Origin of the sequence: Arthrobacter sp. CAN_A212, from assembly GCF_015752345.1 — a bacterium.
Lineage (GTDB): Bacteria > Actinomycetota > Actinomycetes > Actinomycetales > Micrococcaceae > Arthrobacter_D.
The window spans coordinates 75,196-96,495 of the sequence record NZ_JADOUT010000013.1; the positions used below are offsets into that span (position 1 = coordinate 75,196).

At 65.0% G+C, this 21,300-nt stretch carries 17 protein-coding genes and 1 pseudogene; 10 read left to right on the forward strand and 8 right to left on the reverse strand.

Translation table 11 applies throughout. From position 1 onward, the window contains the following. Positions 1-155: 155 nt before the first annotated feature. A pseudogene (locus IWX64_RS17040) lies at positions 156-1,648 on the forward strand (DUF222 domain-containing protein). Between the two features lie 100 nt (positions 1,649-1,748). Here the strand turns inward: IWX64_RS17040 and IWX64_RS11335 are convergent. Continuing rightward, positions 1,749-3,116, reverse strand: a complete 1,368-nt coding sequence (locus tag IWX64_RS11335) for an MFS transporter (RefSeq protein ID WP_196867228.1) — start codon at positions 3,114-3,116, stop codon at positions 1,749-1,751. Between the two features lie 144 nt (positions 3,117-3,260). Beyond that, positions 3,261-4,997 (reverse strand): hypothetical protein, encoded by a 1,737-nt coding sequence (locus IWX64_RS11340; RefSeq protein WP_196867229.1) that lies wholly within the window; start codon positions 4,995-4,997, stop codon positions 3,261-3,263. A 107-nt stretch (positions 4,998-5,104) separates the two neighbouring features. On the opposite strand from IWX64_RS11340, the gene IWX64_RS11345 reads away from it, so the two are divergent. Genes IWX64_RS11345 through IWX64_RS11360 form a run of 4 tightly spaced genes read left to right on the forward strand, consistent with a single transcriptional unit; the run spans position 5,105 to position 10,065 of the window. Next, positions 5,105-5,863, forward strand: a complete 759-nt coding sequence (locus tag IWX64_RS11345; protein ID WP_196867230.1) for a LamB/YcsF family protein — start codon at positions 5,105-5,107, stop codon at positions 5,861-5,863. Further along, the gene (locus IWX64_RS11350) at positions 5,860-7,524 is read left to right on the forward strand and encodes a 5-oxoprolinase/urea amidolyase family protein (protein WP_196867231.1); all 1,665 of its coding nucleotides are present in this window, start codon (positions 5,860-5,862) and stop codon (positions 7,522-7,524) included. The genes IWX64_RS11345 and IWX64_RS11350 overlap by 4 nt, the downstream gene beginning before the upstream one ends. Before the next feature lie 11 nt (positions 7,525-7,535). Then, on the forward strand, positions 7,536-9,278 hold the full coding sequence (locus tag IWX64_RS11355; protein ID WP_196867232.1) for an acetyl/propionyl/methylcrotonyl-CoA carboxylase subunit alpha: 1,743 nt from the start codon (positions 7,536-7,538) through the stop codon (positions 9,276-9,278). Positions 9,279-9,309: 31 nt separating this feature from the next. Further along, positions 9,310-10,065, forward strand: a complete 756-nt coding sequence (locus tag IWX64_RS11360; protein WP_196867233.1) for a GntR family transcriptional regulator — start codon at positions 9,310-9,312, stop codon at positions 10,063-10,065. Between the two features lie 7 nt (positions 10,066-10,072). On the opposite strand, the gene IWX64_RS11365 is transcribed toward IWX64_RS11360, so the two are convergent. Genes IWX64_RS11365 through IWX64_RS17300 form a run of 3 tightly spaced genes read right to left on the reverse strand, consistent with a single transcriptional unit; the run spans position 10,073 to position 11,954 of the window. Then, entirely contained in the window at positions 10,073-10,933 is an 861-nt protein-coding gene (locus tag IWX64_RS11365) for an ABC transporter permease (RefSeq protein WP_196867234.1), read from the reverse strand. Beyond that, on the reverse strand, positions 10,930-11,844 hold the full coding sequence (locus IWX64_RS11370) for an ABC transporter ATP-binding protein (protein WP_196867235.1): 915 nt from the start codon (positions 11,842-11,844) through the stop codon (positions 10,930-10,932). The genes IWX64_RS11365 and IWX64_RS11370 overlap by 4 nt, the downstream gene beginning before the upstream one ends. Then, positions 11,841-11,954: a thiopeptide-type bacteriocin gene (locus tag IWX64_RS17300; RefSeq protein WP_442859050.1), complete on the reverse strand. Its 114-nt coding sequence runs from the start codon at positions 11,952-11,954 to the stop codon at positions 11,841-11,843. The genes IWX64_RS11370 and IWX64_RS17300 overlap by 4 nt, the downstream gene beginning before the upstream one ends. Positions 11,955-12,212: 258 nt before the next feature. Between IWX64_RS17300 and IWX64_RS11375 the strand changes: the two genes are divergently transcribed. Both IWX64_RS11375 and IWX64_RS11380 read left to right on the forward strand, forming a co-directional pair. Next, positions 12,213-13,436, forward strand: coding sequence for a helix-turn-helix domain-containing protein (locus tag IWX64_RS11375; protein WP_196867236.1), 1,224 nt, complete (start codon positions 12,213-12,215; stop codon positions 13,434-13,436). Positions 13,437-13,503: 67 nt separating this feature from the next. Next, a complete protein-coding gene (locus IWX64_RS11380; RefSeq protein ID WP_196867237.1) occupies positions 13,504-13,740 on the forward strand; it encodes a hypothetical protein in 237 nt (78 codons plus the stop codon). A gap of 37 nt (positions 13,741-13,777) precedes the next feature. Here IWX64_RS11380 and IWX64_RS11385 read toward each other — a convergent pair whose 3' ends face one another. The 3 genes from IWX64_RS11385 to IWX64_RS11395 form a co-directional block, all read right to left on the reverse strand. Continuing rightward, the gene (locus tag IWX64_RS11385; protein WP_334683260.1) at positions 13,778-14,563 is read right to left on the reverse strand and encodes a putative hydro-lyase; all 786 of its coding nucleotides are present in this window, start codon (positions 14,561-14,563) and stop codon (positions 13,778-13,780) included. 17 nt (positions 14,564-14,580) lie between these two features. Then, entirely contained in the window at positions 14,581-15,798 is a 1,218-nt protein-coding gene (locus IWX64_RS11390) for an NRAMP family divalent metal transporter (protein WP_196867239.1), read from the reverse strand. Positions 15,799-15,909: 111 nt separating this feature from the next. Then, positions 15,910-19,332, reverse strand: a complete 3,423-nt coding sequence (locus IWX64_RS11395; protein WP_196867240.1) for a DEAD/DEAH box helicase — start codon at positions 19,330-19,332, stop codon at positions 15,910-15,912. A gap of 260 nt (positions 19,333-19,592) precedes the next feature. Between IWX64_RS11395 and IWX64_RS11400 the strand changes: the two genes are divergently transcribed. The 3 genes from IWX64_RS11400 to IWX64_RS11410 all read left to right on the forward strand — a co-directional run bounded on the left by IWX64_RS11400 (position 19,593) and on the right by IWX64_RS11410 (position 21,298). Then, complete coding sequence (locus IWX64_RS11400; protein WP_196867241.1) at positions 19,593-19,856, forward strand: ribbon-helix-helix domain-containing protein; 264 nt, start codon at positions 19,593-19,595, stop codon at positions 19,854-19,856. Continuing rightward, positions 19,853-20,092: a toxin gene (locus IWX64_RS11405; protein ID WP_196867242.1), complete on the forward strand. Its 240-nt coding sequence runs from the start codon at positions 19,853-19,855 to the stop codon at positions 20,090-20,092. The genes IWX64_RS11400 and IWX64_RS11405 overlap by 4 nt, the downstream gene beginning before the upstream one ends. A 120-nt stretch (positions 20,093-20,212) precedes the next feature. Further along, positions 20,213-21,298: an MFS transporter gene (locus IWX64_RS11410; protein ID WP_334683262.1), complete on the forward strand. Its 1,086-nt coding sequence runs from the start codon at positions 20,213-20,215 to the stop codon at positions 21,296-21,298. Positions 21,299-21,300 lie beyond the last annotated feature (2 nt).

Consider the following 21,300-nt stretch of genomic DNA (forward strand, 5'->3'; position numbering starts at 1 on the left):
TGATAACGGGGATCTGAGGGTTGCCAGGGTGCCCTTGTTGAATTTTGCAAGCCATCCGCAGAACGACAACTTAGACTCGAACATTCATTCGAGAGGTTTGTCCACATAGCCGGGAATTCCGCAGGAATGTCGGTGGGGTTTGGGACAATAGAGGTATGGAAGGCAGCGCAGCTCCATCACCGAAACGGAAGGGAACCCCCTCCCGGGTGACGGCTCCGCGGGGCGCCTCTGGTACCGGTTATGGGCCCGACGGCGGCCGACTCTCTGGTGCTGCGGACGGCATTCCTGTCGATTCTTCTTCTGCTACGTCTGCCGGTGCTGCTCCGACGAGCAACACTCCTGTGAGCACCCTTGCCGGGGCTGGCCGTGAGCGTTCCACCCGGGCCCTGGCCGAAGCGCTGAACTCCCTGAAACCGGCGGTGGATGCGGCAGGGTTGATTGATCAGTTGCGGGAGCTGGAGGATCTGAAGTCGGCGATTGCTGGGGTGCAGGCCCGGATCACGGTCGCGATCGACGTCTCCGAACGCGACACCCAAACCCTCGCCGGGGTACCCGCCGCCGAACAGGGCAAAGGCGTGGGGGCGCAGGTCGCGTTGGCGAGGCGTGAATCCCCGTCCCGCGGCAGCCGGCTCCTCGGCTTGGCGCGGGCGCTGGTGACGGAGATGCCCCACACACTGGCGGCCCTTCACACGGGTCAGCTCAATGAGTGGCGGGCGACCCTGTTGGTGAAAGAGACCGCGTGCCTCAGCAGTGTTGACCGTGCTGCCGTGGATGAAGAGCTATCAGCTGATACGGGTAGGTTCACCGGGTGTGGGGATAAGGCGGTCGTCGCCGCGGTGAAGGCCGCCGCGTACCGGCGGGATCCCCGGTCGGTGGTGAACCGGGCCGCCCACGCTGTGACGGAGCGGTGTGTGAGTATCCGTCCGGCACCGGACACCATGGCCTATCTGACCGCCCTGCTCCCAGTGAAAGAGGCCGTCGCCACCTACGCCGTGTTGACTCGTCACGCTGACACTGTCCGGGGTGCCGGTGACCCCAGGTCCCGGGCTACGGCATCGTCCCCTCCAGCTGGGCACGCAACCTCATCGGCACCGGCACACCAACAGACTCCGGCACGCCAACAGGCTCAGACCACCAATTGATGGGCACAGACGGTTCTGGAAGCTCCTGTTATCCGGCTAGTTCAGACCCTTCGGCGCGCAGCAAGAAGCTTAATGGTCACGAACATCGAGCTTTCGATGTCTGGTTGCGTCGCCTCTACACCGCCCCATCGACCGGGGACCTGGTGGCGATGGACTCCACCGCCCGGCTCTTCACGAAAGCGCAAAGCCGGTTTATCACCGCCCGTGATGACACCTGCCGCACCCCGTACTGCGACGCACCGATCCGCCACTTCGACCACATCGTGCCGTGGCATGGGGGCGGACCGACCACCACCACGAACGGGGCAGGACTCTGCGAAGCGTGCAACCACACCAAAGAACACCATGGCTGGGCTGTAGTCCCCGTCCCCGGACCCAGGCATAGACTCCGAGTCACCACGCCTGCCGGCCACACCTACCACTCCACCGCACCACCTCTGCCAGGGGCAGCGACGATCGAACGTGAGCAGGTCAAGACCCTGAAGCAGGTCAGGTCACGACCCTGATCGAGTGCGACTACTGTCCCACCGCACCACTCAGCGCTCCAGGCCCCAGGCCCCAGGCCCCAGGCCCCAGGCCCCAGGCGACCGTAGTCTACAAAGTGGCCTACCCAGTGACGCCGGACCGTGTGGCACCCGACCTGGTAATGACCGATCCCGCCACGACAACCAACACCAGCACACCCGCCGACCAAGCCAGCCCGGCATACCCGATCAGCACCAAAGCTACGCCCGATGAGGCTCCGCCAACCGCCCCGGCGAGGTTCATGATGAGGTCGGTCCGACCCTGAATCTTTGGCCGGGCCGCGCCGGTCACCAGATCCGCCACCAGTGCCGATCCCGCAACTGTCGCAGCACTCCACCCCAACCCAAGGAATACCAGCCCTACCGTTACCAGAACCGGATCATCCTCGCCCAACGCCACAACCGGCAGCGACACAGCAAACAGGCCCTGGCCGATCAAGATGGTGGTGACGCGCCCCACTTTGTCGCTGAGCCATCCGAACAGCGGCGACAACGCGAACATGCCGGCAATGTGCAGGCTGATGGTCAGCCCAATGATCGTCAGCGTGACGCCGTGGTTGATCAGGTGGACGGGCGTCATGGACATGACCGCCACCATTACCGCGTGGCTGATGGCAATAGATCCGATCGCGAAAATCAACGGACCCCGTCCGCGGATCGCCCCGGGATCGGTCTCCTCGGCACTCTTTGCCGCACTCGACGTGCTCAACAGATACGGGTCCGGACGCAGCGCCACCAGATAAACAGCCGCGGCGGCAAGCTGGGCGGTGAAGGCGATAAGGAAGGAGCCGGTGAGATCGGGCATTCGCAGCGTCGAAGCGATCGTCTCACCCGGCCCGATGAGGTTAGGACCCAGGACGGCGCCAACGGTCGTAAACCACACCACCAGGGACAGGTCCCGGCCACGATGTTGCGGGCTGGCGAGGTCGGTAGCGGCGAACCGGGATTGCAGGTTCACGGCAGCACCCACACCCAAGAGGGCAAAGGCGAGCATCAGTAGAGGAAAGGAACCAAGGGCGGCCGCGGTGATGGCAACCACCGACCCCGAAGCAGCCAAGAGCGCACCGGTGGTCAGAGCCCGACGACGGCCCAACCGCTGCGCCAGTCTGGCCAGCGGGATGGCACTCGCCGCGGCGCCGAGCGTGCTCAGCGTGCTAGCCGTCCCGGACAGCGCGTCGGAGCCGGAGATATTGGCGGCCATCACCGCGCCAATCGACAGGGTGCAGCCAATACCAATCCCGCCCAGCACCTGCCCCACGATCAGCACCGCGACAGTCCGCCGCTGGACAGCGACGACGTCGATCGTCTGGGTCGGTCCGGCTGCCCCGGGAGCGCCGTGGGCGCCGTGGGCGCCGGGACCGCTGTGGGTGCCGAGGGCTCCGGATGCGGATGCGGCGCCGGGAGCGTTTGACCCGCCGGGCGGTCGATTCTGAGGCTGACTGCTAGTCATGGAAAGAGCGTAGCCCGAACCGTCCATTCCGCCGATGTGTGACCTATGGCGACTTCCGCGTCTCAGAAGTGGCCTTAACTCAGGGTTCAGTGGGGGTGGGTAGGCACCCGAGACCACCCTATCTGGGCATTACACCTAGATGCCCTACACCAAGCGGAGGTATCCACCCCTGCCCTTTCCCCCGCCGACAGCTGACAGCGCGGCCACGTATCCGGTGCTGTCCACCGTTGTGCTGAACCCAGCGGCAGGCCTATACCGGCTCGCATCCACATGACCGGCAAGCACCGACTGAAGCTGATCCAGGATCTCCTGCCGATTCAGACCCTGCGCCTGCAACCGTTGGGCGGCGTCCCACACCTGCAGGGGTTCACCATTCCACAATTGCGCCACGACCAGTTCGCGCAGAGCGGCAACCCACACGGGACTGCCATCGGGTTCCCCAGCGCTCGGGTATTCGTCCGTTCCCACAGCATGGAGTTCCTTGAGCTCGCCCAGCACCAGCAATCGCAGTTCGCCCGGAAGGTTGGCGTTGAGATGTGGATAGTCGACGGCGCCAATCCAGGTGCCGTAGTACGGCATGGCGAGTTGGCGGCGGGCCATCGCAGCCTGGGCCTCCTCCAGGTCGGCTAACTCAAGCCCCTCGAGGAAGTTGAGCCCCGGAGACCGCACCTCCTCGCCCGATTCCCTCATTTCTTGAGCCTCCTCGAGAACTTCCCCCACAACATCCACCAGTATGTCCATAGCCGCCTCGGGCAGCTCCATCTGTGCGCCGCACCAGTCGACCCACGCACCGAGGAACCAGGGAAGGGCATCAAGCTCGTCGGCGTCGAGCATTGTCTTCCTCGGGAGGAACCAGCTGATAAACGTTTCCATTTTGACCGGGCTCACGCGCACCAGCCTGCCGTCGTCGTAATAGCGGCCAAAACTAATCGCCAACTCGGCAAGACGAAGGAACTGCGCCCTGAAGGTCTGGGACGATGTGGGGGCGATGGTCTGTCGGATGTCCGCCATGAAGGTGGTCATCAGTCGCTTGGACTCAGCCTCGTCAGCGTCACTCTGCGCCATTCCATCGGCTTCACTGGGCACCCTTCGTGCGTCGAGGTCCACGACGTCGCCACCAGGCATTGCCTGCAACCGCTTCAGTGCGAGCGCTCGCTCAACGTTGTAATCCTGACCCACCTCGGGATCGGCGGTGGTATCGGTGGCGCCGATTGCTGCAATACCCAGCTTCCGCGCTTCGGGTAGCCCAACCGGCGCAACCGACATCATGCCTTGCATCTGCCCAGCCAGTCGTTCGAGAGCCTTCAGCAGGTCACGGGCACTGTTGCTGAACCCCACGTCGATGGCGTAACCGCCCAGGTGGTTGGTGTCGATACTGAGATGCATGCCATGTTTGCGCCGTCCGGTCCGGAACTCAATCACCAGCTCGATGGAGTCGCCAAACACGTCGGTCAGTATCCAGGCTTCGGTGGCCTTCAGGGTGCGCACCGGCTCGAGCCATGCGGGCGGAGCAACCCCGGCCTCGGCCAGGCGTTCAGCGGCGGCGGCGGCCTGGTCGGCTCCAGGATCGTCAGCGACCTGCGCCATGGCCCAGAGAATGGCCGCCGCCGACCGGTTCCCCTGGCGCTCAAGGTAGCGTAGCCACTCACCGAACAGCTTGCTGTCGATACCCGGACCCAGATTGGTGGTCTCATGCATGCCGCTGTAGATGTTGGACGCCAGCTGCTCTGACTCCAACGACGACGTTTGGTCGAGGGCTTGCTCGAAGAACGGGGCCACCCGTCGGTACATGGTGGCAATGATGCTGGTGGTGGACTCGGCGGTGTGCCGCTTATCCTTGCCTGCGGACTTCGGTTTACGGGTGCGACTCTTCGGGCTCATGAGTCGATGATGGCACTCTTGCCAAAAGAGCCCAACTCTTAAATTGTTGAACAATCCTCACTTTTCGTGCATCCTTGAGGGACACCCAAAAGAGACGAGGATCACAAATGGTTTCGATCGACCTCAACAGCGACGTCGGTGAATCGTTCGGCAACTGGACCATGGGCGACGACGCCGCCATCTTCCGCTCCGTCTCCAGCGCCAACGTGGCGTGCGGCTTCCACGCCGGCGATCCATCCACCATCGCCCAAACCTGCCGCGAAGCCGTCGCCGCGAACGTCACCATCGGCGCCCACGTGGGGTACCGCGATCTGGCCGGATTCGGCCGCCGCTTCCTCGACTGCTCCCCCACCGAACTGGCCGACGACGTCCTATACCAAATCGGCGCCCTCGACGCGCTCTCCCGCGCTGCCGGCGGCACCATTAAGTACGTGAAACCCCACGGCGCCCTCTACAACACGATCGTCACCCATGAGGTGCAGGCCCAGGCCGTGGTCGACGCCGTCAAGGCGTTCGGCGGCGACCTGCCACTCCTTCTCCTCCCCGGCTCCGTCGCACTGAAAGCCGCCGAGAAAGCTGGCCTCCGCGGGGTCTCCGAAGCCTTCGCCGACCGCGCGTACAACCCGGACGGCACCCTGGTCTCCCGCCGCGAACCCGGCGCCGTCCTGCATGACGAGGACGAGGTCGCCGCCAACATGGTCCGCCTCGCGACCGACGGCGTCATCATCGCCCGCGACGGATCCACCCTCAAGACCACCGCGGAAAGCATCTGCCTCCACGGCGACACCACCGGCGCGGTCTCGATGTCCGCCGCCGTCCGCCGAGACCTGGAGGCAGCCGGCGTCAGCATCCGGAGCTTCGTATGAGCCAGCCCGAGATCCGCTGGGCCGGGCCTCGCGCCCTCCTGATCGAACTCGATTCCCTGGAATCCGTCCTCGCCGTCCACTCCCGACTGCAGGAGCGGCCACTCCGCGGCCAGGTCAACGTTCTCGCCGCCGCCCAAACCGTGCTCGCCGTCTTCGACTCCGGCACCGCCGCCCGCGCAGCTCGAACCGCCCTCGCCTACCTCGACACCGCTCCCGCAACCGACACCGCGGCCACCGGGGATCCGGTCCGGATCGAGGTGGTGTACGACGGCGACGATCTCGCCGAAGTGGGACGCCTCACCGGCCTCGACCCGGACGGCGTCATCGCGGCCCACACCGGCCAACTCTGGACCGCCGCCTTTGGTGGCTTCGCCCCGGGTTTCGCCTACCTGGTCGGTGAAAACGAGACCCTCACCGTCCCCCGCCGCACCTCACCGCGCACCGCTGTCCCAGCCGGCGCGGTCGCCCTGGCCGGCAACTTCTCCGCCGTCTACCCGCGGCGCTCCCCTGGCGGCTGGCAGCTCATCGGCCGGACCGCGTCCCGCCTCTGGGACCTGAACCGGGACCAGCCCGCCCTGTTGCGCCCCGGCACCGCGGTGCAGTACGTCGCCGTGCGGGAAACCGTGACCCTCCCGGACCGAGCAGCCGACGACGACGCCCCCGCAGTCGCGACGCCTCAGTCCACTAGCCATGCCCTCGAGGTCATCGCCCCCGGGCCGCAGTCCCTCATCCAGGACTTGGGACGCCCCGGATTCGGCGACGTCGGCGTCTCCAAAGCCGGCGCGGCCGACACCGCGAGCGCCCGTCAAGCCAACCGGCTGGTCGGAAACGCCCCCGGCGATGCCGTGATCGAAACTATCCTCGGCGGCCTCACGGTTAGGGCACACGGCGAACTCACCCTCGCACTGACCGGTGCCATCACCCCCGCCGAGATCAGCGGCAAGGACAGCACCCGGACCGTCCCCCTGTGTTCCCCGTTCGCCCTGCACGACGGCGAGACTCTCCACCTCGACGCGCCCGACACCGGGCTGCGCACCTATCTAGCCATCCGCGGCGGCATCGACGTGCCGGAGGTACTCGGCAGCCGCTCCACCGACGTGATGTCGGGGATCGGGCCTGATCCTCTCGCTGCGGGCACCCTGCTGCCGATCGGCCCGATCGATCAGGGCCGCACGGTCGGCGCCGCGGAACCGTCCACCCTGCCCGACGCCATCCTCAGGGGGTCGAAAGAGCCAGTGCTCCTCCGGATCACCACCGGTCCCCGCCAGGACTGGTTCACTCCCGAATCGCAGGAAGCACTCACCGGACAGACCTGGACCGTGACGGCCGAATCGAACCGGATCGGTGTCCGCCTCGCGGCCGGCGAGCCGGGGCAACCAGACGAGACTGGCCAACCACTGGAACGGGTCACCACCGACGAACTTCCGAGCGAGGGCGTCGTCGCCGGATCACTGCAGGTGCCGCCGTCGGGCCTGCCCGTCCTCTTCCTCGCCGACCATCCGGTGACCGGCGGATACCCGGTGATCGGCGTCGTCGTGCCCGAGGACCTGCCGATTGCCGCCCAACTGGCACCCGGTACTACCCTCCAGTTCCAGACCGTGGATCCCACAACCCTGCAGTCGAAACAGACACCGCGCCCGATCACCACCCACAGCTCGTGAAAGTAGCACCCATGAAAAAGGTCCTGATCGCCAACCGCGGGGAAATTGCCGTCCGCATTGCCCGCGCGTGCACCGACGCGGAGCTCACCTCGGTGGCCGTGTACGCCGAACCGGACGCCGATGCCCTGCACGTCCGGCTCAGCGACGAGGCCTATGCGCTCGGCGGATCGGCCAGCGCAGACACCTACCTCAATATCGACAAGCTCCTCGCCATTGCCGAAAAGGCTGGCGCCGACGCCGTCCACCCCGGCTACGGGTTTCTCTCCGAGAACGCCGACTTCGCCGAGGCGGTGCAGGACGCCGGACTCATCTGGATCGGCCCCTCGCCAGCGGCGATCCGCAGTCTCGGCAACAAGGTCACCGCACGTGAAATCGCCGTCAAGGTGGGTGCCCCGCTGGTCCCCGGGTCCGACGGACCGGTCGCCAACGCCGAGGAAGTCCGCGCGTTCGCGGAGGAATTCGGCGTCCCCGTCGCCATCAAGGCGGCCTACGGTGGCGGTGGTCGCGGCATGCGGATTGCCCACCGGATGGAAGATATCGACGACGCATTCGACTCCGCGGTCCGCGAAGCCACTGTTGCGTTCGGCCGGGGCGAGTGCTTCGCCGAACGGTTCCTGGACAAGCCACGCCACGTCGAGGCGCAGGTGCTGGCCGATACGCACGGAAACGTGGTCGTCGTCGGCACCCGCGACTGTTCCCTGCAGCGCCGCAACCAGAAGCTCGTCGAGGAAGCGCCGGCCCCATTCCTCACCGACGAGCAGCGCGCCCGCATCCACGAATCCGCCCGCGCCATCTGCCGGGAGGCCGGGTACACCAGCGCAGGTACTGTCGAATACCTGGTGGCGCCCGACGGCGTGATCTCCTTCCTCGAGGTCAACACCCGCCTGCAGGTGGAGCACCCGGTGACGGAGGCGACGTCGGGCATCGACCTGGTGCGCGAACAGTTCCGCATCGCCGCGGGACTGCCCGTCAGCAATACTGAGGATCCGGCCCCGCGGGGCCACGCGATCGAGTTCCGGCTCAACGCCGAGGACGCTGGCCGCGGTTTCCTGCCCTCCCCCGGCCCGATCGACGTGTTCGAGGCGCCCACGGGCCCCGGCATCCGCGTCGACACCGGGGTGCGGTCCGGCTCCAGCGTCCCCGCCGAGTACGACTCCCTGATGGCCAAGCTGATCGTCCACGGCGAGGACCGGCCGCAGGCGTTGCGACGCGCCCGCGCCGCCCTCGACGAGTTGCGGATCGAGGGCCTCCCCACCGTGCTGCCGTTCCACCGCGCAGTGGTGCGGGACCCGGACTTCACCAACCCGGACCGGCTCGGCGTCTACACCACGTGGATCGAGAATGCGTTCGCCGAACGTCTGGACGCTGCCCTGTCCAGCGGGACTAAGGGTCCCCTCGCCCGCCGGGAAACGCTCACGGTGGAGCTTGATGGCAAGGCGGTCCAGCTGGGGCTGCCAGCCGAGATCTTCGCCGCGCTGATGAGCGGCGGCGGAACCGCAGGAGGCGCCGTCGTCGGGCAGACCTCGGGAACGACGGCCGCCGACGGCCACGTCGCCGCCTCGATGGGCGGCACCCTGGTGAAGTGGCTGGCCGACGACGGTGCCGAGGTCACCGCGGGGCAGGCTGTTGCGGTGCTGGAGGCGATGAAGATGGAGACCGAAGTGGTGTCCTCGGCGTCCGGGACCTTCAGCCGTGGCGGACAGCAGCCGGGCGCCGCCGTCGCGCGCGGTGAGGTGCTGGGCACAGTCGGCTAACATCTGTTGGTGACGAAGGTGGGGGAAAGCAATGGCAATAGAAGCCGCAACTGAGCTGGACAGGACATCGGGTGTGGCCGAGCACGCGCACACGGCGACGTGGATCGCCACCGTCCTGAGGGGCCGGATAGCCGCAGGAAAGCTCACGCCCGGGTCCAAGTTGTCGGAACAGACGTTGTCGACGGCGCTGGGAGTCTCCCGCAATACTCTCCGAGAGGCGTTTTCGACGCTCGCCAGCGAGTCGATGGTGACGAAAATCCCGAATCGCGGCGTGTTTGTGGCCTCTCCCGGGATCGAGGAAGTGCGCGAAATCTACCGGGTGCGCCGGATGATCGAACCGGCGGCGGCCCTGTGGGGCGAGGCCACCCCCGAGGTCCTGGAAAACATGGAAGCCATCGTGCGGCGCGCGCAGGCGGCCCGCGACGCCGGATCGGTCCCCGGCATGGCCGACGCCAACCAGGCGCTCCACAGTGCCGTGGTTGGCCTGGCTGGCAGCGCATCGTTGCGGACCCTGATGGACCGGGTGCTTGCCGAGATGCGGCTGGTGTTCCACGCGATGGCGTCGGCCCCCGACTTCCACAGCCACTATGTGGACCGCAACGTGGAGCTCGTTGAGCGGCTGCGCGCTGGGCACCGCGAGGAAGCCGCCGCCGGGCTGCGTGATTATCTGGACTCGGCTGAGGCTGAGCTCCTGGGGCACCTCGCAGGGGAAGCTGCCGCCCGGGCAGGCCCGGGCCGGCGAGGGTGCCCGGTAGGGGCCGGGTGCCAGCCGGACCTTTCCCGCTAGTGCAACGCTAGTCACCGGTTTCGTCCTTGGCCGTTTTCCGCTGGGTGAATCCGCGCGGTTCCTTTTCCGAGGCCCACTTGAAGAACTTCAGGGACAGGAAGGTTCCAGCAACTCCCCAGGCGAGCAGCAGCAGCATCGCACCGGTGTCCCAGGACGGACCGCTCTGAGACAGAGCCCCAGTGAACAAAGCCATCAAAGGTTTGCCTGGCAGCAGGGCCAGGATACCGTCGGCGGTCTCCCCCAGCGAGAGTGCGAAGAATGCGCCCGATAGGAACGCGAGCGGGAAGAAGATGCCATTGACGATCGGAACGGCGGAGTCTGCATTCGGCGGGACGAGGGAGAGTGCGGTGCCAAGGGGCGCAATGCAGAGGAAACCGATGGCGGTGGCGCCCAACAGCATAGGCAGCCGGTCAACGATCAGGTCCACCCCGAGGCCAAGAGTGCCGATGAGGGTCAGCGTCACGAAGACCACCACCAGGGTGACGATCGCGTTGGCGAGGAAGGCTCCCATCACCACCAGCGGGGATACCGGCGTCGTCCGGAACCGTTTGAAGAGTCCGTGGTGCCTGCGGATCGCAAGTCCAATCGCGACATTCGCGAAACAGACGGACAGAAGCGCAAAGGTCAGGACACCTGCGTAGCTGTAGTTGCCCTGGGTGATCTGGTTTGACTCCAATTCCAGGACGACTGCGGATTGGTCACGGTAGGCGAAACCGAAACCCACGTAAAACATCACCGGCAACAGGACAATAAATGCCAAAGAGATGATTGACCGCCAAAAATCCTTGAACTCAATTTCGACGTGCAGCAGGAATGACCGGACGAAGGTTCCCTCGTTGGTGGTGGGAGCGACGGTTGCGGTACTCATGGGTTTCCTCCTGTGGTGACTGCTGGCTGGAGCAGGGTCGCGTAGGCATCGTCCAGGCTCGGAGGGATGACGGTGAGGCCTTGAAGTGGCTGGCCAGCGTCGGTGGACCACCGCTGCAGTGCGGCGATCAGGTGATCCTGGTCGAGCGTTTCGTAGCGCACCATCCCGGCGTTCACCTCGGCACCGGCTGGTAACGACGACGGCTCAATGCCGCCCAGCAGGAAACGGACCTGCGTCTTGGAATGCGAGCCCGCGATGATTTCACGGGGCGATCCGGACGCAATGAACGCTCCGTCGGACAGGACGTGGACTGTGTGCGCCAGATCCTGGACCTCTTCAAGGTCGTGGGAGGTGAGAATCACCGTAGTTCCTGCACTGTTGACTTCGCGGATCAGTTCGCGGATGCTGCGGCGAGATAGTGGGTCCAAACCCGTGGTCGGCTCATCCAAAAACAGGATCTCTGGGTGGCCGATCAGTGCGAGAGCAATGTCGAGGCGCCTACGCATTCCGCCCGAGAGCGTTCGGACCAGATCGTTCTGTTTGTCGGCCAACCCCACCTTGCACAGGATGTCCTGCACCTCCATGGGATGGGAGTAGTAGGAGGACTGCCGCCGAAGGAGATCCCGGGAGGAGATGCCCGGTTCCAGCATGGTCTGCTGCAGGACAACGCCCATGCGCTGACGGAGCGACCGGAAGTCGGTCCGTTCTGCGGGGTCAAGTCCCAGGACGCTGAGGGTCCCCCCGGTGCGCATGCGGTGACCTTCCAGGATTTCAACCAGGGTGGTCTTGCCGGCCCCGTTGGGGCCAAGCAACGCAACGATCGCTCCTTGTGCAACGGAAAGATCAATGCCTCGGAGAACCGGGGTGGCGGAATAGGCCTTCACCACACCTACCGCGTTGATTGCGCTCACTGGCTGTTCCTCATCTCTTTTATCGAGCTGCATGAACTCGACCCGCTCGTTGCGCCGGTCTCGGGTACGACGACCGCTTTGCGGACCGACATCACCAAAATGGGACTCATGTTTGACACTTTTTTGTCAATTCACTTTTCGAGGAATGTATGCGTGAGGGTCAGACTAGATAGCCAGAAGATGACCCCTATCCGACTACATCTTCCTCCCAGCTAGGGCTTGCACCCGATCGCTGCCTACCTCCTGAATGTGATGTGTAGTAGAATTTCGACTACTTGTTACAAACATTTGACAAAATGAGTGAAACGGAGATTTGCAGGGTTGTCAATAGATACCGCTGGTCTGGGTACGTGCATGAAGGAGTGGCAGTGACTTTCGGAGAAAAGCTTCGTGAAGCGCGGATAGCCAAAGGCTTAACGCAAAATGAAGTGGGTGGAGGAAAGTACTCCACCAGTTATGTGTCACTGCTCGAACGGGCCCAGCGTCAGCCCACCCCTGCGATGACCCGCCACTTCGCGGGCATCCTGGGGATTGATGCAGAGCTGGTCGCCGGCTGGATTGACCCGCCCGAGGCCAACAGCGGTGGATTGTCGGCCGCAGTGCTTCATGCGAACAGCGCCTGGAACCTAAAAGATCAGGCGCTGGCAGCGTCGGAAGCCGAGTACGCGGCAAGCCTGGCCAAGGAACAGTCGAACACCGTCGTCTGGTGGACAATGACCGCCGTGCAGGCTGACGCCTATCTGGCGCTGGGCCGGTTCGGTGAGGCCGCTGCCACTCTGGATGAACTCCTGAAACACCCGACCACTCTGACGCAGCCGGAACTCCAGGTAACGGTTCTCGCGCGACTGTCGGCGATCAAACGCGCCACTGGCGAACTCGAAAGCGCGATTGCGCTGGCACGCTCTGCCACCAGGGCGGCTGCCAGCCTGCCCCAGCACTCAGCCACCCGACTCGAATCCGGCTACGTGCTGGTTGCGGCATTGGCGGTCCGGGGGAACCTCGACGAAGCCTGGCATTACGCCTCGGAGCTCGCCCAGATGGATAAGTTTCCGGAGGTGCCATCCCTGTCCATCGGCCGGGCTGCCTGGGTGGTGGGCAACGTTGCGTTCCGCCGCGGAGACTCCGAGACCGGACTGCAGCAACACCGGCTGGCCGCAGAACACATCACCCCCCATGCCGATCTCAGGATGTGGGCACAGTTCAACCGTGCCAGCGCATCGAGGCGGCTGGCGGCTGGAATAGCTGACGACGGCGTTGACCAGTGCATTGCGAACGCCGAACTCGGTCTTCGCATCTCCGGCAGCTCCGAAGAGCATCGCGAGCTGGCCCTGACGAAGGCACAACTGCACAGCATGCGGGGCGACTATGCAGCGGCGAAACCGTTGCTTCTTGAAGTCCTGGAGCAGGCGTCAGGACTTGAGTTCGAGGCAGCCGGACTGCTGCAGCACCTGTTGGGCCGCTACTACGCCAGCATTAACGACGATGACGCTACCAAGAAGCACTTCATGCTCGCAGCCAAGCTCTACTCCGATGCCGGCGCTTCGGACATCGCATCCCAGATTCTGGGCGAGCTGATGGACGTCACCCCGTGACTTGGCTGAAGGCCACCACTGCCCGAAAAATTCTCCACCAATCGTAAAAACCCCGAAAGGACACACCATGGAGTATTTCCCCTGGTTCGCATGGATCGCTATTGCAGGAATCGCGGCGTTCGCCGTCACACAGGTGGCGACCCAGCTCGCCCGCAGGAGATCTGAGCCCTCAGACGATCAGCTGATGCAGGCCATTCGGGAGACCCGCGACAGTAACCAGGCCCTGCGCGCCAGGCTTGAGCAGTTGGACGGTCGCTTGTCCGCGGTAGAGCGCGGCACCTCGGGTCGCAACGTCCCTCTCTAGCCCGGCGATTGGAACCCCGCCACGTCAGCGAAGCGTTCTATGGCACCAGGTAGTCGCTGTCCCGGGCATCGGTGATCAGCATGTGCCCCGGCGCGTGACCGATCGCCAGCGGCGGGCGTGAATGCATCACCGCCGCCTGCGGCGTAACGCCGCAGGCCCAGAACACCGGCAGGTGGCCTTCGGGGATCTGCACCGCATCGCCGAAGTCCGGTGAGCCCAGATCGACACCGAGCTCCTCCGGATTCCCCACGTGCACGGGAGCCCCGTGCACCGCTGGATAGCGGGAGGTAATGCGGACGGCGTCGGCCACCTGGGCTGCTGGCACCGGCCGCATCGAGACGACCAGCGGACCAGACATGGCTCCGGCCGGAGCGGCGTCGCGGTTTGTCCGGTACATCGGCACGTTCACGCCCTGGTCGATGTGCGCAATCCTGACTCCCCCGTCCTGCAGCGCAGCCTCGAAGGTGAATGAGCAACCAAACAAAAACGTCACCAGGTCATCGCGCCAGTGTTCGGTGATGTCGGTGGGCTCGTCCACCTTCACGCCCTCGTGATACACGGTGTACTTGGGAACGTCGGTCCGGATGTCACCGCCAGCCAGCAGGGGCCCGGTGGTTTCGCCCGGCTCCAGCACCCCGAGGATGGGGCACGGCTTGGGGTTGCGCTGGGCGAAGAGCAGGAGGTCGAACGCCTGCTCCCGCGGGATCGAGAGCACGTTCACCTGCGCGTAGCCGCGGGACCAGCCCGACGTCGGCGTCGCCAGTCCGGCGCGGAAGGCGGCCCGTGCATCGGCGGGCAGGATCGCGGCCGGGTCTTGCGGCATGCCGCTCAGCCCGGCGCTCAGCCCCATAGCTTCGCCAGCCCAGTGATGGAGGTGTAGCCGAGGAACAGGGTGAGGAACCAGGTGATGACGCCCACGATCAGCAGCCACTTGGGGTAGACGTAGCCGTGCAGCAGGTCCCGGCGGCGCCAGGCCACCCAGAGGAGCACCCCAAAGCCGACCGGCAGGATGAGCCCGTTGAACGCACCGGCGAAGATTAGTAGCTGCTGCGGCGCCTGGCCCAGGAAGAGGTAAACAGTCGCACAGCCGGCGATGAACGCAACGGTGATGAGGTTGCGCTTGCGTTCTGAAGTCTTCGAGGTGGTGATGAAGGAGACCGAGGTGAAGGCTGCACCGATCACCGAGGTGATTGCGGCGGCCCAGAGCACAATGCCAAAGACCCGCATGCCGATTTCCCCGGCTGCAATGCCGAAGGCTTCGGCGGCCATGTTGTCGCTGGTCAGCACCGCGCCGCCCGCAACGACGCCGAAGATTGCCAGGAACAGCAGCACCCGCATGACGCCGGTGACCAGGATGCCCAGCACAGAGCTGCGGGTGATTTCCCTGACGTTCTCAATCCCGGTGGCGCCCGAGTCGAGCATACGGTGGGCACCGGCGTAGGTGATGTAGCCGCCCACTGTGCCACCGACGAGAGTGGTGATGATCAGGAAGTCGATCTGCTCGGGCAGGATCGCGTTTTTCAGTGCTTCGCCGACCGGCGGGGCCGCAACGATGGCGACGTAGATCATCAGGAGGATCATGATCGCACCGAGGAATACTACTATGCGGTCCAGCGCCATGCCGGCCTTCTTGCTGACGAAGATCATGATCGCGATGACGGCTGAGATGGCGCCGCCGATCTTGGGGTCGACGCCGAGCATCGCATTGGCGCCGAGCCCGGTGCCGGCGATGTTGCCGATGTTGAATACCACTCCGCCGATGAAGACCAGCCCGGCAAGGAACCAGCCCACCCCGGGGATGACCTTGTTACCGAGTTCCTGGGCGCGAAGTCCTGAGACGCCGATGACACGCCAGACATTCATCTGGACGGCGATGTCGATGAGGATCGAGGCCAGGATGGCGAAGGCGAAGGCCGCGCCGATCTGGGCGGTGAACACTGTGGTCTGGGTGATGAAGCCCGGCCCAATGGCGCTGGTGGCCATCAGGAACATGGCCCCCAACAGCGCTGTGCGCCGAGCCGAAGAGCTCAACTTTGGTTTGTTCTCGGTATCTGCCATTGGTCCGTCCGTTACGTCAAGGTGACTGGAGTCACATCTAGTATTGGGAAAGACCCTACAGGTTGTTGAACAATCTACGCAAGGTATTGTTCAACAATTCTCGCGAATGACCTATTCGAACAGGTTCCGCACGTCGCCCGCTGTGAGGGCTGACGAGAACATTGCGTCGTCGTCCATGACCGCCGTGAAAAGCTTGGCTTTCTTCTCTTTGAGGGCCATCACCTTTTCCTCGATGGTGTCCTTGGCCACCAGCCGGTACACCATCACGTTGCGGGTCTGGCCGATCCGGTGTGCCCGGTCCACCGCCTGGTTCTCGCTGGCCGGGTTCCACCAGGGGTCCAGCAGGAAGCAGTAGTCCGCCTCAGCGAGGTTGAGCCCAAACCCACCCGCCTTGAGACTGATCAGAAACACCGGAGCCTTCCCGGACTTGAACTTCTCCACCACCTGCGCGCGGCGGCGGGTTTTTCCGTCCAGGTAGGCGTACTCCATTCCGGCCGCATCCAGTCGTTCCGCGGCCTTGGCCAAAAACCCGGTGAACTGGCTGAAAATCAGCGCGCGATGCCCCTCGGCAACGATGTCTTCGAGCTGCTCGAACAGGGCATCGAGCTTGCTGGACGGCACCGACGCATACTTCTCATCGACCAGCGATGCGTCGAGGCTGAGCCTGCGCAGCATGGTCAGCGAACGGAAGATCTCGAACCGGTTCCTGTTCATGTCATCCAGCAGGCCCAGCACCTTCTGTCGTTCGCGCTGCAGGTGCCGCTGATAGATGGTGCGGTGCCGCGGCGACAGCTCGAGCTCCAACACCTGCTCCTGCTTCGGCGGCAGGTCTTTGGCAACGAGTTCCTTGGTGCGCCGGGTGATCAGCGGACGGATCCGTCGCCGCAACTGCGCCAGCCGCTCGCGGTCCGCGTCCTTCTCGATGGGCCGCTGATAGTACTCGGCGAATTTCTTGGAACTAGGGAAAAGCCCCGGCGCCGTAATCGCGAACAGCGACCACAGCTCCATCAGGTTGTTCTCCATCGGCGTGCCCGTGATCGCCAGTTTGAACGGCGCAGGGAAACTTCGTGCGTTCTGGCTGCCCCGGGTCAGTGGATTCTTCACGAACTGCGCCTCATCCAGGATCAGGCCAGCCCAATCCTGAGTTGCATACAACTCGTAGTCCAACCGGAAAAGGGTGTAGGACACAATGACGACGTCGTTATCCGCGGCGAGTTCTGCGGGCTGCGCACCGCTGCGGCGCAAGGTATCCATTACAGCCGTTGTCCGCAGGTGCGGCGCGAAGCGGTGCGCTTCAGCGGCCCAGTTGGGAACCACCGAGGTGGGAGCCACCACCAGGAACGGCCTTGTCTCTTCCGCCGACTCGCGGGTATGGGAGATCAGCGCCAAGGTCTGCAGCGTCTTCCCCAAACCCATGTCGTCAGCGAGAACGCCGCCGAGCCCATGCTTCCAAAGGAAGACAAGCCAGCTGAAGCCCTCCTGCTGGTAGGGGCGCAGCGTCGCGTTGATACCCGCCGGGACGGGCACGACGGGAACCTCGGAGAGCTCAAGCAGGGCAGACACCGACTCCCGCCACGCGTCGGCCTGCGCTGCGACCGTCGCGAGGTCGGTGAACTCCTCCCAGAGACTCGCCTGAAACCGGCTGATCCGAAGCTCGCCGGTGTCCTTCTCCTGCAGCGACCGCGCCTCCTCGATGAGCCGCCGCAGTTGCTCGAACTCCGGCTGATCCAGCGCGAAATAGCCGCCGCCGGGCAGCAGCAGGTGCCGTTCGTCAAGGGCCAACGCACGGAACAACTCACCGAACGGCACCTCAATCCCGCCCAACGACACACTAACGCCGAGGCCAAACCAATCGCGGTCCTCTGTTTCGGTGGTGCTCACCGACACCTCCGGCTGCTCCGTCAGCTCGGTGTAGTCCGGCAAATCCTCGCCCTGTACCACCCGCACCCGTTCCACGGTTTCCAGCTCGGGCACCAGTTCGGCCACGAAGCGGGCCGCAGCCACACCCTCCAACTGGAGTGACTCGGACCGACCCGGGACGCCGTCAGCCGGGCGGGGGAAGGCGTCAAACCAGGCGGCACGAAACCCATCCAGGACGCCCGCGACGGCGGCGAGCGTCGCCTTCTCGGCGGCGCGGTCACGGTGGCGGGAGCCGTCGTCCGGCAGGAGGTGCGTCGTCGTCGTGCCGGCGTGGGTGTAGTCCCAGGACCAGCCCAACCGCACCGCGCCGTGGCTCGCCTCGCCGGATCCGGCAGAGCGACGGCGGGACCGGGCGCCCGACAACGACGGCGCGGGAATGTAGGTGAGCGTGAGGACCAGCGTGGGTGGCGCAATCTCGGGGAGGTCGACAGAGCCGTCTCTAGAGATCACCCGTACCTGTTGCTGCAGCTGCGGGTAGTACTCCTCCAGGAACGCCTGACGTCCGGTACCGGGAATCTTCAGCGGGGCGTTCGCAGTTACCAACGACCGCAACGCTTCGGGTACGGGAGCCCGGGTTCTGGCGAGCGAAATATTGCCTGCCGCCTGGGTGGGGATGGCGTCCCACCAGAAGAGACCGTGCGCGGGTGTGCCGATGAGGCCAAACGCTGCCGGGTCCAGGACGCGCCCGCCCACCTCCAGGTGGGGAGCCAGATGCAGCCCCCGACCCGCAGCGCTCACATCGAGGTGCACGTCAGCGACGTCGTGGAGGGTGACCCGCGCATCGCCCGTCCCCACAAACTCCACGCCGGCCTCACGGCCCTGCGCCAGGAGATCCCACAGCAGCGGCGACCGAAAATTGTTCAGCTTCATGGAGGTTCCGTGGCTGTAGCCGTAGCTTTGGCCCCGCCCGCCGACTGCCGCGAACGTGCACATCCAGTCCCAGTGCGCTTCCTCCAGCCCACCGGCTGAGTATCCGCCCTGAAACTTCTCCCAGCGCAACTGGCCAGTCACCCAGTTGCCTGCGGTGCTGCGCTGGACCGCCTTCACCGAGAGGAAGACCGCGACGGCTGACGTTGAGTAGTCTCGTTCCCCGTGCACCTCAAAGTGCAGAGCGAGTGGAACAGTGGGTGCTGCGGCCCGGGATCCGTAGCCGCTGGCTGAGTAGTGAGTGGTGGAGGCTGGCTTCGGCACGTTCACCAGGGCGTCCAGCCGGCGTTGCCAGGGTGACGGCTTCTGCTGCTGGGGTGCGGGCGATGGTTCCGGTGCTGGGGCAGGGGTGGCTTTGGTTGGCTTCCTGGATGCGCGCGGCTGGGCGGCATTGTGCGTGAGCAGCAACGCTGCAACGTGCTTGCAGTTGCTGCGCATCGGGCACGAACACAGGCCGTACGACAAACCGGGGATGGCACCGGAGGAGCCCGAGAACTTCACAGTCGTCCGGTACGCCGAACCGCGGGATCCCTCAACTTTTCCGGACAGCTCCGTGAAGCCGGCATTCCACGTCAGATCGTAAACCGAGCCCTTGCGGGCGTAGGTACCACCACGGCGGAAACTGGTGTCACCGACGAGGCCCCGAACCTGTTCGGGAAGTGCGGAGGGAGGAGCAGCAAAGGCCATTGAGTTAACGTTACTACCCACCGGTGGCGGTGATCCGCAAGTGACGCAGCGCGAAATATGCAAGAAACTCAGAGATTGGAGCTTCCTGCCTTGAGGGGCACCGGTCGCTTCCTCCGCTTCCAGCGATGTCCGGATATCCGAACACTGCGCATCGTCCTAATATCCGGGCATCAGGCGCTGCCCCAACCCGCATCATCCCCCGAAACCAAAAGCCAAACCAATACCTTGATGCCCAGATGATTGCGTAATACGATATTATTATGTGCACAGGAGAGACGATCAATGGCCTGCCGGTCTCCGAGGATCAAATCGAGGAATGGGCAGCCGAGGCCGAAGCTGGGTACGACGGCGGGGCGTTAAAGAAGCGCGGGCGCGGACGGCCGGGGCGGGGCGCAGGGCCGACGCAGGTCGTCGCGCTTCGTCTCACTTCAGAGGAGCTCGCCGCGATCGACGTTCGGGCGGCACATGAAGGGAAAACACGTTCCGAGGTTATCCGCGAGGCGCTAGCGACGTTCGCTGCATGAAGGTCCATGATGCTGCGCTCAGGCACGGCATCCTTCCTGTGGACGCTATTCAGGCCGCCACGTGGGCACTATGGATCGAGGAGCTCGACGAAGGAAGTCCAGCGCGCCAGCTTCGGCTCGGGTTTGATACCCAAGGTCGGCTGCTGGAGACCATTGTGCTCGTGTTCGACAGCGGGAACGAACTCGTCATCCACGCCATGAAGGCACGACCCGAGAGGCTCGATCTTCTCCCCTGACTGCTTCTCTCACCTGACCGAATACATTGCCACGGCAAACCTTCGCTTTGCGAGACCCGGCGGTGAATCCATGCTCGGGCAGCGACCGATCTCGCCGACGCGATCGGCGCCGCCCGTCCAATCGGTGCGGTGCTCTTCGGGTACATCGGCGACCGGGTGGGCCGCAGACCGGCCCTCTTGATCACCATCGTGATGATCGGTGTGGCCACCGGTCTGATCGGGGTCCTGCCGGACTTCGGCAGCATCGGCCTCGCGGCACCGGTCATGCTGGCGGTCCTGCGGCTGATGCAGGGTCTCGCCGTCGGTGGTGAGTGGGGCGGCGCCATGACGATCGCCGTCGAGCACGCCCCGATCGAGAAGCGCGGCAGGTACGCGGCGCTGGTGCAGGTCGGTTCGCCGGTCGGCACGCTGATGTCCTCGGGTGCGTTTGCCCTGGTGCTGCTGCTGCCCTCCGAAGCGTTCGACGCCTGGGGCTGGCGCCTACCTTTCCTGGCCGCATTCCCGCTGCTGCTGATCGCCCTGTACATCAGGTTGCAGGTCGAGGAATCCCCGATCTTCCGTGAACTGGTCAAGCTCGAAGAGCGCGCCAAGATCCCCGCCGTCGACGTGTTCAAGCAGGCCTGGGGCCGGCTGCTCGTCGCCATCGCCGCAGCATTCCTGGGCGTCGGCGGGTTCTACGTGATGACCACCTTTGTGATCAGCTACGGCACCACCACCCTGGGTATGGACCGCCAGCTGATGGTCAACGCCACCCTGGTGGCCGCCGTCGTGCAGATCGGCGTCGTCCTGTTGGTCGGCCGGATCAGCGAGAAGGTGGGCCCGGGCCGGATGACCTTCTTCGGCGGATTGGCGACGGCGGCGGGCGCGTTCCCGCTGTTCTGGATGATCGACACCCGCAACCCTGCGGCCATCATCCTCGCCGTAACCATCGGTATTGCGCTCGTTTCGCTGGCCTACGCTGTGACCGGCGCGCTGCTCACCGAATTGTTCCCACCGCACCTGCGGTACAGCGGTGTGGCCCTGGGCTACAACCTGGCCGGCGCGTTGAGTGGGTTCCTCCCGCTGATCGCGGTGGCCCTGCTGGGTGCCACCGACGGCGGGTCGTGGACCGCGTCGCTGCTGCTGATGGCGGTGGCGCTGATTACGGCGGCCGGCGGATTCTTCGGTGAGAAGCTCCGCGTCAAAGACAAAGCGATTGTGCAGTAGTC